This window comes from Sphingobacterium athyrii (assembly GCF_003071065.1).
GTDB lineage: Bacteria > Bacteroidota > Bacteroidia > Sphingobacteriales > Sphingobacteriaceae > Sphingobacterium > Sphingobacterium athyrii.
Genome location: NZ_QCXX01000002.1, coordinates 626,882 through 641,843 on the forward strand (window position 1 = coordinate 626,882; position 14,962 = coordinate 641,843).

General features: G+C 39.9%; 13 protein-coding genes. 10 read left to right on the top strand and 3 right to left on the bottom strand.

Features of this window, described 5'->3' with window-relative positions:
• Window positions 1–12 precede the first annotated feature (12 nt).
• The 5 genes from DCO56_RS09200 to DCO56_RS09220 all read left to right on the top strand — a co-directional run bounded on the left by DCO56_RS09200 (window position 13) and on the right by DCO56_RS09220 (window position 6,668).
• Window positions 13–2,766 carry an outer membrane beta-barrel protein gene (locus DCO56_RS09200; RefSeq protein WP_108633440.1) on the top strand — a complete coding sequence of 918 codons (2,754 nt, stop codon included), beginning with the start codon at window positions 13–15 and terminating at the stop codon, window positions 2,764–2,766.
• 36 nt (window positions 2,767–2,802) lie between these two features.
• Window positions 2,803–3,564 carry a GLPGLI family protein gene (locus DCO56_RS09205; RefSeq protein WP_108633441.1) on the top strand — a complete coding sequence of 254 codons (762 nt, stop codon included), beginning with the start codon at window positions 2,803–2,805 and terminating at the stop codon, window positions 3,562–3,564.
• A 5-nt stretch (window positions 3,565–3,569) separates the two neighbouring features.
• A complete protein-coding gene (locus DCO56_RS09210; RefSeq protein ID WP_108633442.1) occupies window positions 3,570–4,124 on the top strand; it encodes an RNA polymerase sigma factor in 555 nt (184 codons plus the stop codon).
• Window positions 4,125–4,135: 11 nt separating this feature from the next.
• The gene (locus DCO56_RS09215; protein WP_108633443.1) at window positions 4,136–4,624 is read left to right on the top strand and encodes an anti-sigma factor; all 489 of its coding nucleotides are present in this window, start codon (window positions 4,136–4,138) and stop codon (window positions 4,622–4,624) included.
• A 100-nt stretch (window positions 4,625–4,724) separates the two neighbouring features.
• Window positions 4,725–6,668 (top strand): transglutaminase-like domain-containing protein, encoded by a 1,944-nt coding sequence (locus tag DCO56_RS09220; protein WP_108633444.1) that lies wholly within the window; start codon window positions 4,725–4,727, stop codon window positions 6,666–6,668.
• A gap of 176 nt (window positions 6,669–6,844) precedes the next feature.
• On the opposite strand, the gene DCO56_RS09225 is transcribed toward DCO56_RS09220, so the two are convergent.
• Complete coding sequence (locus tag DCO56_RS09225; protein WP_108633445.1) at window positions 6,845–7,048, bottom strand: hypothetical protein; 204 nt, start codon at window positions 7,046–7,048, stop codon at window positions 6,845–6,847.
• Here DCO56_RS09225 and DCO56_RS09230 point away from each other — a divergent pair.
• From DCO56_RS09230 to DCO56_RS09240, 3 genes are all read left to right on the top strand, one after another.
• The gene (locus DCO56_RS09230; RefSeq protein ID WP_108633446.1) at window positions 7,047–7,352 is read left to right on the top strand and encodes a hypothetical protein; all 306 of its coding nucleotides are present in this window, start codon (window positions 7,047–7,049) and stop codon (window positions 7,350–7,352) included. The genes DCO56_RS09225 and DCO56_RS09230 overlap by 2 nt on opposite strands.
• Before the next feature lie 107 nt (window positions 7,353–7,459).
• On the top strand, window positions 7,460–8,641 hold the full coding sequence (dinB, locus tag DCO56_RS09235; RefSeq protein WP_108633447.1) for a DNA polymerase IV: 1,182 nt from the start codon (window positions 7,460–7,462) through the stop codon (window positions 8,639–8,641).
• Window positions 8,622–11,558 (top strand): DNA polymerase III subunit alpha, encoded by a 2,937-nt coding sequence (locus DCO56_RS09240; protein ID WP_108633448.1) that lies wholly within the window; start codon window positions 8,622–8,624, stop codon window positions 11,556–11,558. Before dinB ends, DCO56_RS09240 begins: the two co-directional genes overlap by 20 nt.
• 117 nt (window positions 11,559–11,675) lie before the next feature.
• On the opposite strand, the gene DCO56_RS09245 is transcribed toward DCO56_RS09240, so the two are convergent.
• Together DCO56_RS09245 and DCO56_RS29510 are read right to left on the bottom strand one after the other, a co-directional pair.
• On the bottom strand, window positions 11,676–13,013 hold the full coding sequence (locus tag DCO56_RS09245; protein WP_108633449.1) for a TlpA family protein disulfide reductase: 1,338 nt from the start codon (window positions 13,011–13,013) through the stop codon (window positions 11,676–11,678).
• 29 nt (window positions 13,014–13,042) lie between these two features.
• Window positions 13,043–13,234 (bottom strand): hypothetical protein, encoded by a 192-nt coding sequence (locus tag DCO56_RS29510; RefSeq protein ID WP_108633450.1) that lies wholly within the window; start codon window positions 13,232–13,234, stop codon window positions 13,043–13,045.
• Window positions 13,235–13,547: 313 nt separating this feature from the next.
• Between DCO56_RS29510 and DCO56_RS09255 the strand changes: the two genes are divergently transcribed.
• Window positions 13,548–14,021, top strand: coding sequence for a hypothetical protein (locus DCO56_RS09255; RefSeq protein WP_108633451.1), 474 nt, complete (start codon window positions 13,548–13,550; stop codon window positions 14,019–14,021).
• Between the two features lie 112 nt (window positions 14,022–14,133).
• A complete protein-coding gene (locus tag DCO56_RS09260; RefSeq protein WP_108633452.1) occupies window positions 14,134–14,931 on the top strand; it encodes an SOS response-associated peptidase in 798 nt (265 codons plus the stop codon).
• Window positions 14,932–14,962 lie beyond the last annotated feature (31 nt).

A 14,962-nucleotide genomic window follows, 5' to 3' on the forward strand; every position in this document is an offset into this window, starting at 1 on the left:
TTAAAATAGAATATGCTAAGGGGATTAATATCGCGGGTTATATGTTTGCTTTTACTTTACATCTCAATTTTCACTATGTCAAATAGAAACCTATTTGCACAAGGGCATTCCGAGGTTAAAGGAAAAGTTGTTGATTCCGTTAATAACGCTCCTTTAAGCAATGTTTCTATTACTATTCTTAGATCTAAAGATTCGATATTGATTAATAGTACTAGGACAAAGGAAGACGGTAGTTTTTCAATAAAAAGCTTGAGCCCAGGTAACTACTTACTATCTGTTTCCCATTTACAGTATACAGCATACAAAACGAGAATAAGCGTTACAAGCGCTGGAAGTATACCAACCCTGGAATTGATAAAACTCGAAAAGAAAAGCATAAAACTTGAAGAAGTGCTTGTCAAGTCGAAAAAGATCGCAGCCATTACCCTGAAGGGAGATACATTAGAATTCCAGGCTGATAGTTTTAAAGTGCGAGAAAACGCACGAGTTGAAGATTTATTACGTCAGTTTCCAAATTTTGAGGTTGACAAGATGGGCAATATTACGGCCAATGGAGAAAAGGTAAAAAGAGTGCTATTGGAAGGAGAGGAATTTTTCGGAGATGATCCAACTCTGGTAACTAAGAATATCCGTGCAGATATTGTCGAAAAAATTCAATTGTATGATGGCGATAGCGAACAAACTGAACTTGGTGGAAATAATTTTGGTAAAAAAGAGAAAACCGTTAATGTTACTTTAAAAGCTAATAAGAAAAATGGATACTTCGGCAAAATGCAGATAACTGGAGGTACCCCGAAAATATATGATTCCCAAGCAATGTTAAATTCGTTCAGTTCAAAACGCAAGCTTGCGGGCTACGGTATATTAAGTAATAACGGAATCACGGGGTTGGGTTGGGAAGATAAAACCAATTTTAGTAACAGTGAATTCGGAATCGACGAGCTTGATGGCGGTGGAGGTAATTTCGGTGGTAAAGGAATTCCAACAGTTAAAACCGGGGGAGCACATTTTGATGAAAATTTTGTGGACAAAAAGTATTATATCAATGCCAATTACAAAATTGCAGATTATAATACGCGAGGTTTTGAAAATTCCGTAAGTGAAAACATTCAACCTGACAACAGTTTCACACGTTTCTCTAAAGAAAAATTCAATACAAATAATTTAAGAAATAAGGCCGACTTGAGAATAAAAATGGCGCTAGATTCGGTCAACACATTCAATTTTTTCCTAGAAGGGCTAAAAAGTAAAAACAATGTTCAAAGTGTGTTTTCGGATAGTAGTCTAAGACAGAGTGGAATTAAAATGAATGAGAGCCAACGGGATATCTATCTAAACGGAAACGGTTCTAGTTTTAATGGTTTCTTCGTATGGAATAGGAAATTCAGTCAAGAGAGTTCTATTTCCATTCGTTTAAGCACCTCGAATGCTAGGACAGAGGCCGAACGCAATCTGTATGCAAAGAATATATTTTATAATCTTTCGGATGAAGAAGATCAGCTAATTAAGCTGAATGAACGTCGATTTAATACGAAAACTACCAGACAATATGGTGGAAAGATTGCATATACCAATCAATTTGGGAAATCAATAACTTTAATATCCGAATATGATATATCATCACACCAATCTGATAATACTACTGAAATTTCCAATATTGACAGCACTTCGACCGGCGTTCATAATGCTATAAAATATAGGCTTAAACAAAATACTCATAAATTAAGAACGTCATTTGAATATTCACAGGCGCGTATTCAGGTGAAAATTGCTCCTGGTATTGAGCTCAATCAGCAAGATCAAGAAGACTTTTTAGATAATAATAATCTCAATAGAAAGTTTGTCAATTGGTATCCGAATTTTGAGACTAAATATATATTTCCAAGGAAAAATAGGCTATTATTTTCCTATAATGGCAGCACCGTACAGCCTAATATAAATCAGGTTCAGCCTATGCAGATAAATGACGATCCTTTGAATGTTTTTGTGGGAAATCCATCGCTTAAACCTGCATTTAAGCAATCATTTAATTTAAATTATAGGGATTACATATTAATGGAAGATAAGACCATCCTATTAAATGGCCTATATGCAGTGGAACAACACTCGATAGTTCCGAAAATTACGACAGATTCAGTTGGTAAAAGTATTTATGAGTTTGCTAATCTTTCAGATATTCAACAAAAATCATTCGATACCTACCTTATTTATTCCTTTAGACTGTTACCGGTTGATATTAAAATTAATAGTGATATTGGTTATGGTTTTGCCAACACTGCCAATTATATTAATGACTTTTTGAATGAAAATAAAGTGCAAAGGCTTAATTTCTCATTGAAATTTTCAAAAAGGAATCCCGAAAAATATGATATTTCAATTTTATTAAATACAAAATATAATACGATCACATCTTCATTGGATGAAAAGCTCAATACTAAGTATTGGACATATTTAATTGTTCCAGAATTTTTATTTTATCCATCCAAGAGGTATGAGCTTTCATTAAATGGTACTTACGATTACCAGGAGCCTATCAATATATTTAGTAAAAAGTTGGAACGATGTATTATAAATTTCTCTACTGCTCGATCATTTTTTAAACATCAAAATTTGATAGTTAAAGTATCCGCAAATGATATTTTGAATCAAAATAAGGGTTTTTCAAGATTTGTAAATAATAATTTGATTGTTGAAAATACCTATTCCTCGATCGGAAGAAACTTTTCACTTGGTTTGATCTGGGAGATTAACAAAATGGGAAATTAAAATGAATCACAAAATATACCAAAAAACAAAAATGATATGATAAATATTCGAAGAAAAGTGTTAATTACTATCGTCCTATTTTTCTTCTTGGGGGAGTCCCAGGCGCAACAAACGGTTTCAACATCAGGTATCATTCATTTTCAAAAGAAGGTGAATAACCATGCACAATTTAAAAATATGTTCGATGATCAGACCCCGCAAGGTAAAAGATTGGTTGATAATTTTACAAAGATGACAGAGCCATTCGATACGTTTTATTTTTCATTGGAGTATGCAGACAATAATACTTTGTACAAACCCGAAGATTACTTTGAAAGTAAAAACATTTTAAGCGAAATTACTGCTCAAAATACTGTTTTTACAGACCTAGATCAAAAACATGCTATTTCAGCTATGACCATTTTTGACAAAAAGATTAATATGCATGAAGATCCAATGGCGATTAAATGGAAATTGACAGATGAAACACGCGATATAGCTGGATATAATTGTATTAGAGCCAATGGCGTATTTGGCGATTCGATCTATGTAGTGGCGTTCTATACTGAAGATATCGCGTTGTCCGGTGGACCTGAGCATTTCAATGGTCTGCCCGGGATGATTTTGGGAGTCGCATTGCCACATGATCACGTCACCTGGTTTGCTACTAAGATTGAGAAACGATCCACATCTGATTCCCTGCAGCGAGAATTTGCGGGTGTAAAAATAAGTAGAAGTGAGATACCAGCGTATTTAAAGAAAGCAGTTATTCCTAAGATAAAAATCAAGGAAGAGATGTTTGATAGAATCATGTATTAACACAAATGGTATCTGATACAAATAAAACTAGTGACGAAAAACTTATTGAGGAAGTTTTTAATGGAAATATTATGTCTTTTTCGATTTTAATAGACCGGTATAGTTCGTTTGTTTTTCAAATTGTTATCAAGATTACCGGTAATAGAGAATTTGCAGAAGAGATTACACAGGATATTTTGCTCAAGGTTTATAAAAACCTACATAAATTTGAGTTCAAGTCTAAATTTAGTACCTGGTTGTATCGAGTCGCCTATACCACTACAATTTCTGCCAATAGAAAAGCGTCAAAGTTATTTTTAGTTGAAGATTTTGAGCAACACTATTCTAATGAGATTTATGAAGAAGAGGCCGAAGTTGAGTGGCTAGATAAAGGGCAGTTAAATATGGCATTTAAAAAAGCCCTATCCGATCTCGATGAAGCCGACAACTTGATCATAACATTATATTATTTAAATGAACAGTCTATTGACGATATATGCACGATTTTAAATCTCAAGAATAGCGCGGTTAAAACCCGGCTGCATCGCGCTAGAACACGATTAAAAAAACTCTTAATATAAATTTTCCCGAAATGTCTGAAAACGATTACACCGAAAATATGCTTTGGAAGTTTGTCGATGGCAATCTTTCCGAGCAACAAAAAAACGATTTGTTACAGCAATGCGCTGCCAATAAAACGTTAGCCGATAAACTGGAGGAGATCAAATCCGCTCATTCCCAATTGAAACATTTATTGGAAGAATCTATTATCCCCGGGCCTCAATTGACTACAATCATCATGTCAGAAATAAATAAATTCGAAATGGCAAAAATGGAATCTGATAAAAGATTTGACTCCATTATTATCGTAGCGACTTTTCTGATACTTACAGGTTGTTTAGGCGTTCCGCTCTATTATTGCATCACAAACGTAGCTTATAAGGATAGTCTTTTGGCCACCCTTAGCAATGATTTATTTTTATACTGCATTCCAATTGTATTGGCTTTTATCGCTGCGCTTTTTTTCTCTTCCAGGATTAGGCTGACGCTATTGAAAGAAGGTCTTATGCGTAATTTTTAGACCCAGGGTTTGGTAAATATACTATTGTGCTCGTTGAATAGAAGATCCGAGAACAATTCTCGATTAGTGTTTTTTTATTAACTGATTTAACCGCTTTATCATGAAGTTTCTCCTATTTTTTGTTATCGTATTATGCTATGCATGCTCGCAATCCGCAGATATAGATCTGGAAAATGCCTTAAAGAAAGCTGGTAAAAATAGACCAGAACTTGAATATGTTTTGGATTATTATTCAAGACATGATAAGGATAGCCTAAAATATAGATCTGCCAGATATCTGCTAGAGAATATGACCTATCATTATTCTTATAAATCTAATAAGAAGATCGACAGTATCCTACATCAGATTGAAATAGTGATGGATAGTGTATCAGGTCTATCCAATTCCTTAAGGGATAGCATTTATAGAGAAATGCTAGCGAAGTATGAGAAGCTTCCTTTCGAACGAGTCGATGATACCAAAATAATCACATCCAAATTCCTGATTAATAATATTGAAAATTCATTCAAAATTTGGCAAAATGATAATTGGGCCAGGCATTTATCATTCGATGAATTCTGTGAGTTTATTCTACCATATAAGATTTATGATGGTCAAATACTTGATAACTGGAAAGAATATTTTTATAAAAAATATAACAATAAACTAGCTAATTTAAAATACACATCTCTACCGTCCCGAAGCTCATATACCGCATGTAACATCCTAAACGAGGCATTAAGACAAGATATGAACCCTCAGCTAAATTCCAGCCAAAATTATACGATCATTAGTATGAGAGTATTAGCTAAAATTACTTCAGGTCCATGCGATAGCTACACCTATTTGGCAAATGCTGTCATGAGAGCCAATGGTATCCCCTCAGGAATGGATTTTACCCCGCAGTGGCCATTTAGAAGCCAGGGGCATTCTTGGAATTTTTTACTTAATAATACCAAAAAAGAAGTTGTCTTCGAGGCTGCAGGCGATAAGGTAGGGAGCCCTCATAAATTAGACCATATTATGGTCAAAGTCTTCCGCAAGACATATAAAATAAATAAGGATATTGAGGAATTGATAAAAAATCAAAAAAAGAGCGTCCCGGTAATTTTTTCAAGTCCCTATATGCGAGATGTAACTGACAAATATATGGAAACCGCAGACATTAAAGTGAATGTAAACTCCGACGATCCATACGTTTATTTAGCAGTATTTGATAATGCAGAATGGAAAATCCTAGATTTTGCCAAAAACAATAATGGAACAGCCTATTTTAAGAATATTGGTAAAGACGCTTTATTTTTACCAGTAAGACAAGCTGATTTAAGTGTAGAGGCGATTGGAACACCCTTTATTCATCATCTCAACGGGACAATAGAGCTGATACAACCTGATACCACTAAAAAGCAAAATTTACAGCTGTTTAGAAAATATCCCATATTAGAAAATGTATATGTTTCGAATTTGAGAAAGCTTGGTATGAAAATTCAAGGTGCTAACCGAAGCGATTTTAATGATGCGGTTACTTTCCATGTATTTGATAATTTTGATACAGATATCAAAGTCAATAAACAGGGTCAATCGTTTCGATATTGGAGAGTATTATCTGCTGAAAATGGGCATTCCAATATTGCGGAATTATTTTTTTATAAAAACGGTGATAGAAAACCTTCCGTCGGGCAGATTATTGGAACAACAGGATCATTTGTTCCAGAAAAGAAATATGAAAAAGGAGCCGCTTTTGATCGCGATTTACTCACTTTTTTTGATGCACCCGAAGGGACAGGAGGCTGGGTAGGGATGTCCTATGAAAAACCTGTAGAAATCGGTCGAGTGGTATGTTTCATGAGAGGGGATGGGAATGACATTGAGCTGGGTGACGAATATCAGTTGATGTATTGGAACAACGGCGTATGGCGATCACTTGGTGTAAAAAAAGCGGATGATATATCAGTTGAATTTAGCGATTGTCCGCTAAACGCTCTATTCCTCTTACATAATAAAACAAAAGGCACAGAGGAACGGATTTTTACTTATCAAAATAACAAACAAGTTTGGTGGTAATGCTGTGTTCGAGGGAAGCTCTTTATATCTCTTCCTCGTACATTACCTCAGCTTCGAAATGTTCAATAAAAATAGACAGCTCATCGCAGGTAAGCCAGCTTCGATTGTCGCAATGCATAATCCATTCACCATTTATTTCACTTCTCCATCAATCAAGCAGTGGAATAGTATACTTTTCATCGCTCTTTCTTCCACTGAATTTCGCCACGCTCGATCATTCCGATATATTTTTCGATATGATCCTTCGTCAGTGGCGTATTATCGTCCAGATGATATTCAAATTTCTTTGCAAACTGATTATATTGGATAGGTGCTACATAAACATTGTTGACATTTTTTTTATAGGAGCTACTTTTGTTTTCTATAAAAACGATAAGCATGAGCGATTCTATCACTACACCCTCCAAGCGAGTCACGGTCCGTCGCAGTAGGGAAGAAATTTTATCTTTACTTACAGCATTCGATCAGGTCAGCGACCATGTAGATCCCGATGTATTCTGTCGTTCCCATAACATCTGCTCTGGGACATTCTACAACTGGCGCAAGCAGGAGCGCAAAAATGGCAAGTATTCCGGTAAGCCCAAAAGTTACGGCCAATTTCTGGAACTCAGCTCCGGTAATACTGTTGCTGCCGCGGATCGGGCTATAAATTATATCACTGACAATGAATGTGATAAAAATTAAATCAATCTAGCGTCTTGATTGTTTACTAATAATATTAGTAATTTTGAGTGCAGCAACTACCAAAAATCAAAAGGCACAATACAGGGCTTTTGATACAATTGAAAGACATGGAAAGGAGTATAGTACATTGTGATCTCGATACATTTTTTGTATCTGTCGAGCGCTTGCAGAACAGCAAGCTCATCGGAGTGCCCGTGCTCATCGGAGGAAGTAGTGACCGTGGGGTAGTTGCATCTTGTTCCTATGAAGCCCGTAAGTTTGGCGTACATTCGGCCATGCCTATGCGGCTCGCATTGCGCATGTGTCCCGAAGCCGTCGTGGTGCGGGGCGATCACGATATGTACAGTCACTATTCCGGTATTGTTACGCAGATCATCGAGGAGGAAACGCCCATCGTCGAAAAAGCCAGTATAGACGAACATTATCTCGATGTCTCCGGTATGGACCGCTTTTTTGGCTGCTGGAAATGGACGCAGGAGCTCCGCCAGCGGATTATCCGGGAGACCGGGCTTCCCATTAGCTTTGGCCTGTCGGTCAACAAAACCGTCTCTAAAATTGCCACCGGTACGGCCAAACCCTGTGGCGAAAAGCAGGTGCAAAACGGGACCGAAAAGGGCTTCCTGGCTCCGCTATCCATCCGCAAGATTCCTATGGTAGGCGAGAAATCCTTCACTTTACTCCGGAATATGGGCATTTCCAAGATCGGTACCTTACAGCAGATGGAGGTAGTCACCATGCAAAGAGTCCTCGGGGAGAATGGAGTCAACATCTGGCGCAAAGCGAATGGGCTGGATGATTCACTCGTGCTGCCTTTTCGCGAACAGAAGTCCATGTCCAAGGAAAACACCTTTCAGCAGGATACCATCGATATGGATATCCTCCGCCGGACCCTGATCAGCATGGTCGATACACTGGCTTTTGATCTGCGCAAGGATCAGAAGCTAACGAGCTGTGTCACGCTCAAGATCCGTTATAGCAATTTCGATACCCATACTCAACAGCTGCAGATAGGTTATACCAATTCGGATAGAAAGCTTACCGATGTCGTGCTTTCGCTCTTCAAGAAACTCTATAGCCGCAGGATGCTGATCCGGCTTATCGGGATCAAGTTCTCGGGCTTGATCTACGGATCCTATCAGACCGACCTCTTTGACAACAGCGCCGAGGAGGTCAGCCTCATGCAGGCCATGGACAAGATCCGAAAACGCTATGGCGCCGAATTTCTGATGAAGGCCATCTGTGCACCGCCGCCAGAGAAAGGAGGGGAGCATGCTCTTAAATCTACATAGTTATTATAGCCTGCGCTTTGGTACCCTCAGCCTGCAGGATCTTATCTCGGGTATGCTGGCAGGGGGCTATGACACCGCTGTGCTTACCGATATTAATAACAGTTCGGGTTCGCTGGATTTTATTAAACTGGGCTGCGCTGCCGGACTCAATCTACTCGCAGGGATGGAGTTTCGCCACGGTGATCAGCTCTGTTTCGTTGCCATCGCCAAGAACGAGCAGGGTTTTCGCGAGATCAACGAATACCGCACCAAGCTCAACATGGAAAATCGTCCTACACCAGAGCGATCACCAGACTTTGAGCAGGTGTTTGTCATCTATCCCTTTAGCAAACTCAATGCCTTTCCGCTAAGGGACTATGAATACATCGGCATCCGGCCCAGCGAGCGTACCCGCGCCCAGCTGATGGACCGCAAAGTGCTCGATCGTTGTGTGATACTCGCACCAGTCAGTTTCCGAAAGGCCGACTATACCTTACATCGCCAACTAAGGGCCATTGACAACAATCTGCTGATTTCGCAGCTCGGCAATGAGCAGATCGCTGCCGACGACGAAGTATTTATCCCCCGGGTCAAGCTCATGCGCTTATTTTCCGACTTACCCCAATTGCTGGCCAATACAAACCGTATACTGGGCCAGTGTTCTTTCAGCTTTGATTTTACCAGTGTCAAGAATAAAGCAACCTTTACCGGCAATCGCTACAACGATAAGCAGCTCCTGTACAAGTACTGCATGGACGGCTTTACCAGGCGCTATGGCCGTCATGACCGGGTTGCGACAGAACGCATCCAGCGGGAGCTCGAGATTATTGAAAACCTGCGGTTCTCGAGTTATTTCCTGATTACCGACGATATCTGCCGCTACGCACGTGGACGCAATTTTCATTATGTAGGCCGTGGATCGGGGGCCAATTCTGCCGTGGCTTATTGCTTAGGGATTACCGATGTTGACCCCATTGCCCTCAAGCTTCCCTTTGAGCGGTTTCTCAATCCCAAGCGGAAGAGTCCGCCCGATTTTGATGTTGATTTTAGCTGGAATGAACGCGACGAGATGTACGACTATATCTTTAACCGTTATCAGACAGGACATACTGCCCTGATGGGCGCCATGAGCACGTTTAGGTCACGCAGTATCCTACGTGAATTGGGTAAAGTATATGGCTTGCCTAAGGCAGAGATCGACCGCCTGGTGCATGAGCCCGAGCATATGCTCAACAAGAATGAGGTGACCAATACCATTCTGAGTGTCTACAACCGCATGGCCGATTTTCCCAACCAGCGGACTATCCATGCCAGTGGGGTGCTCATCTCGGAAGAACCGCTTACCTGTTATTCAGCGATGGACAATCCGCCAAAAGGATTGCCTACCATGCAATTTGATATGTATGTGGCCGAAGATATTGGCTTCGAGAAGTTCGATATCCTTTCGCAGCGTGGTATCGGCCATATCAAAGATTGCCGTACCATTGTGCGGGAAAACTTGGGCGTGGTCATTGATACCGATAATCCTAAGCGATTTTTTCAGGATGCCAATATCGCCGCCCAGCTCAAATCTGCCAATACCATCGGCTGTTTCTATATCGAGAGTCCGGCGATGCGGCAGCTACTCACCAAGCTGCGCTGTGATGATTACCTGACCCTGGTGGCCGCCTCATCGATTATTCGGCCCGGTGTGGCCAGTTCGGGTATGATGGGCGAGTACATCCGCCGGCATCATGATCCCACGACGGTCGTGTATCCACACCCCGTGTTTAAGGAACAGCTCGAAGAGACCTATGGCGTGATGGTGTATCAGGAAGATGTGATGAAGATCGCCAATGCCTATGGTGGACTCGATATGGCCGATGCTGATGTGCTGCGGCGTATGATGTCTGGCAAATATCGCAGCAAAGACCACCTGATCGAAATAGAGGATAAATTCTTTTCCAACTGTAAGGCCAAGGGCTACGACGAAAAGATCAGCCGCGAGATCTGGAGGCAGATGGAAAGCTTTGCAGGTTATTCCTTTAACAAGGCCCATTCAGCATCCTTTGCTGTAGAGAGTTATCAGAGTCTTTTCCTCAAGACCTATTATCCACTGGAGTTTATGGTTGCGGTACTCAACAATTATGGTGGGTTTTACAATCGCAAGGTTTATGTCAATGAAGCGCGAATTTCAGGAGGCAATATCTGCCTGCCCTGTGTCAATCAATCGGTCTTTAATACCTCCATTCAGGGCAAAGATATTTATCTGGGTTTTGACTGCCTGCTTAATTTGGAGGGTAAACTGGCCCATCGCATTATTGAGGAGCGCGAAGCAAATGGCAGGTATACGAGTCTGGAAAATTTTGTCAAGCGGACGCAGGCCGGTATTGAGCAGGTCGTTATCCTGATCCGTGTTGGTGCCTTGCGCTTTACGGGAACAGGGAAGAAGCAATTACTCTGGGAAGCCCATCTGATGATGAGCAAGCATAAGCCTGTGGCGGTCGGCATGGCCCTGTTTGAGACCGAGAGCCGCAAGCCGATTCTTCCCCCTTTGGAAGAAGATATCTTGGAGGACTATTACGATGAAATAGAGCTGATTGGCTTCTGCGTCACGGGGACGCTTTTCGACCTCACCAAAAGCGATTACCGGGGCGATATGCCTGCTAGCGAACTCCATCTTCATGAAGGAAAAATAGTCCGTGTCGTAGGGGACTTTGTTTGTGAGAAATTTGTGAAGACCAAGCGTGGTGACCTGATGAAATTTGGCACTTTCCTCGATGCCGAGGGGCGTTTTTTTGATACTGTGCATTTTCCACAAACGTTGGTAAAATACCCACTCCGTGGTGCGGGAATCTATCTGGTTGAAGGCAAAGTTGTTGTAGAATATGGTTGCCCTTCCATTGAGGTGATCCGCTGTGCTAAGATGCCTTTAAAGCCCGATCCAAGGAGTGAATAATAAATCCTATCTTAGCCTTATGCTGTACAATCCTTTTGAACAAGTCACCAAAAGTTCATTTCGAGAATTCCAATTCGGTGTCAGTGAATGTCGAAGTTTTCAAATAATTATATATGATTAATTCTTTAAGTAGTTTTTTAATACATCCTCCAATTCGGCTGTATTTAGATAGTTCTTTACAATCTCTCCATTCGGATTTATTAAATAAATAGTGGGATAGCTCTGTACCGCATAAAATTGTCGTATTTGGCTGTCCTTAGGAGTTTCAATATTAGGCCAGGACACCTTATTCTCCTTTAAAATTTTTATAAAATTTTCCTTTTCCCAAAAGATATCTACAATACCGATTATTTCGAGTTGTTTTGAATAGTATCTGCTGATTTTATTTAAAGTAGGGAGGCTTTGAATACAGGGGCCACAGTTGTCACTCCAAAAATAGAGTAACCGCCATTTATTTTTGAATTTATCCAGGGATTCACTTTCATCATTTAATAGATTGTTGCCTTGAATGTCTTTATATGGGACATTGATATTGACGACATCGGCTTTATAAGCTGAAATAGCATTTTCTATTTCCATTTCAGCGAGTTCCCCATGTTCATCGGTTAAAATTATGGTATTGTTGTATTTATTATACGAAACATTCAGGGTGTCGTTTAAAAGAACAACTTTTCCTGTGTCAGAAATGCGACGAGACCTTGGAATCTGTGAAAAATACGGCATGTCTGGTATGATATAAACCGACTCTCGATCTAAAAAATCAGAGCATATAATGAAACGCTGTCCTTTGTATTTTATTCTACTTAAATAAAAGGAAAAGAAAGAAATACCAAGATTACCCTGATATCCGAAAGACGGTATTATGTTTATCGTATGTTGACGAATGGAACCACTTCTGTAAAAATCTACTTCAACGGCGATAGGAGAGATATTTTCCTCCACAACGGATCTTATTTTTGGAATGTATCTAATTACATCATCTTCATAAGTTCCATTTTGATTCGCGTCAACTATGCAAATATAACTTTCATTATCACCACCTTTCTTACCTGTTAGGATCCTGATAACATTTTTTAAAGGGATTTTAGACAGATAAATAGAATCTTCTAAGCTCCATTGATATTTATTAGCTTGATCATAAAAATATTCTTTAGAGATATCGCCGTTCTTAAATGCCTGATAATAGAATTGAAATTTATTGATAATATAAGCAAATTCCTGTTTACCTTCAAGTCCCTGAATATTATCTGTATTATAATCTTTCAGCAGTTTTTGAGTCGTCTTATCTTCCTTATCCAGGCTTGATATCACCATATTTGTAATTCCTCCAGGACCTAAACCTTCAACTATAGAAAGTTTTATTTCGTGATTTTTCAATGTCTGACAATACGCCGTTTGAAAAACTAACGATAAAATAGCAATATTAAAAAATTTGATTAATCTATTTTGTAACATATAGTACTACTTTCCTGAGTTTACATTGGTTAAATTGCCTTTATTGTAATTGCTCCTGCAATGAGACCAAAACCAAAAAGGGTAGCCAGCGGTAAATCAATTGAAATATTTATGACCGGAATAAGCATACTGAGAAAAAATAGAATAATAGTTATAAGTCCCGGTGCGATCATTATGAGCCCAATGATAATTTTTGATTTGCGATTAATTAGTGTATTCATGGTTTTTTATAATTGGTTATCTTTAATTTAGCGCTTTATATAACCGAGAGGGAATGTATTTTCGATAAAAATCTAATTTCTCCTCTATGTTATTATTGGTTTATAAATCAATAATAACTAGAATAGACTAGAATAGCAAATTATTCTTAAAAATTAGTAAGAGATACATACCCACTCCGTGGTGCGGGAATCTATCTGGTTGAAGGCAAAGTCGTTTTAGAATATGGTTGCCCTTCCATTGACGTGATCCGCTGTGCTAAGATGCCTTTAAAGCCCGATCCGCGGAGTGAATAATAAATCCTATCTTAGCCTTATGCTGTACAATCCCTTTGAACAAGTCACCAAAAGTTCATTTCGCGAGCTCGTCGAGTCCGGCTATGCCGACTTTGTGCTGCAGCGCTTTGAGTGGCCTGATGTCAAAGAGAAGGCAGGCTTTCTACTCACGCCTTATGATGACAAGGAAAGCGCTGATCAGCATGCCCATCAACTGGGGGCAAAGGAGGGAAGAGCCCTGCAGTTGCCGCAAGATGCCGATAAGATCGAAAGCTTGCTAGCTACAGGATCAGGCTATCGTATTTTTCTTAACCGTATCAAGGAAGAGAACTGGGACAAGCGCATGCTTAAGCTCTATGAGAAAAATATTGTCAATTACCTACGTACCAAAACCAGGTTTCAGCGTAAAAATCCCATTGATATCCTATTCTCCTTAGAATATGGTCGAGTAGTAGCGACCATTACCGATGGACAGACCAAAAAGAAAGTATTTGCTATAGACATCCTTCGGTAGGCCCGATCTAGTCCGAACTGAAAAGCACAATTTTCTTGTCGTAGGGCAATCATTATTTACAGCACAAATTGCGTATATTCGTGTCAAATCCAAAACAAGAAAGGATACCATTATGTGCTGGGATATTAGCCTCCATACCGATATTGAGATTATCAAAAAGACCTTTCCGCAGTTGCGGGATGAGCGTCGTCAATTGGATTACAATTATGACTACCTGGAAAATGTCCAGGCCATTACCTTTCCCAAGTATCCGATCCTGTATAAGGACAAAGATTCAAGCCAGCTGGCCTTGACCGAGATGGAGTGGGGCGTATTGCCCACCTATATTGACGATCCCAAGCTGCAGGCCGATCGCAGGCGCAATATGATCAATGTACGTAGCGAGCGCATCCTGGAAGATAAAAAATCCTATTGGTACCGCTTGCGCAAGCAGCGTTGCCTTATCCCGGTGAGTGGTACCTTTGAGCATCGTGCGGTGAAAGGCTGGAAAAAGAAAGTCCCTTATTTTATTGGCGCGGAGGGCAGGGAGCTGTTCTATCTACCGGGCTTGTATCAGTGGCATGAGACGGTAGATCAAGATGGCGTAGTCGAACGCGTAGGATCTTTTGGGATGCTTACTCGGGCAGCCAATGAAGTGATGGCCAATATCCATAACGATGGGCCCAATAAACATCGTATGCCCTTATTCTTGCCGGAGGATCTCGAACGTCAATGGATCGATGATATAAATGAAGAAGATATGCCACCGATTTTCCTATTTGAAATGCCTAATGAAAAGTTGAAGCATTATCCTGTATATACTTTGAGAGGATATCCAAATCGACCTGATGGTAAACATCGCTATGAAGCTTTCGACTGGGAGGGATTGCCACCATTAGGAAGTGATACCGTGCAGACTTCGTTGTTTTAAATCAGTACTTTTATGTAAATGCGGTGTAGTT

Coding starts and splice junctions, on each gene's coding strand:
- DCO56_RS09200 (WP_108633440.1), top strand. CDS start 13: ATGCTAAGGGGATTAATATCGCGGGTTATATGTTTGCTTTTACTTTAC.
- DCO56_RS09205 (WP_108633441.1), top strand. CDS start 2,803: ATGATAAATATTCGAAGAAAAGTGTTAATTACTATCGTCCTATTTTTC.
- DCO56_RS09210 (WP_108633442.1), top strand. CDS start 3,570: ATGGTATCTGATACAAATAAAACTAGTGACGAAAAACTTATTGAGGAA.
- DCO56_RS09215 (WP_108633443.1), top strand. CDS start 4,136: ATGTCTGAAAACGATTACACCGAAAATATGCTTTGGAAGTTTGTCGAT.
- DCO56_RS09220 (WP_108633444.1), top strand. CDS start 4,725: ATGAAGTTTCTCCTATTTTTTGTTATCGTATTATGCTATGCATGCTCG.
- DCO56_RS09230 (WP_108633446.1), top strand. CDS start 7,047: ATGAGCGATTCTATCACTACACCCTCCAAGCGAGTCACGGTCCGTCGC.
- DCO56_RS09225 (WP_108633445.1), bottom strand. CDS start 7,048: ATGCTTATCGTTTTTATAGAAAACAAAAGTAGCTCCTATAAAAAAAAT.
- dinB (WP_108633447.1), top strand. CDS start 7,460: ATGGAAAGGAGTATAGTACATTGTGATCTCGATACATTTTTTGTATCT.
- DCO56_RS09240 (WP_108633448.1), top strand. CDS start 8,622: ATGCTCTTAAATCTACATAGTTATTATAGCCTGCGCTTTGGTACCCTC.
- DCO56_RS09245 (WP_108633449.1), bottom strand. CDS start 13,013: ATGTTACAAAATAGATTAATCAAATTTTTTAATATTGCTATTTTATCG.
- DCO56_RS29510 (WP_108633450.1), bottom strand. CDS start 13,234: ATGAATACACTAATTAATCGCAAATCAAAAATTATCATTGGGCTCATA.
- DCO56_RS09255 (WP_108633451.1), top strand. CDS start 13,548: ATGCTGTACAATCCCTTTGAACAAGTCACCAAAAGTTCATTTCGCGAG.
- DCO56_RS09260 (WP_108633452.1), top strand. CDS start 14,134: ATGTGCTGGGATATTAGCCTCCATACCGATATTGAGATTATCAAAAAG.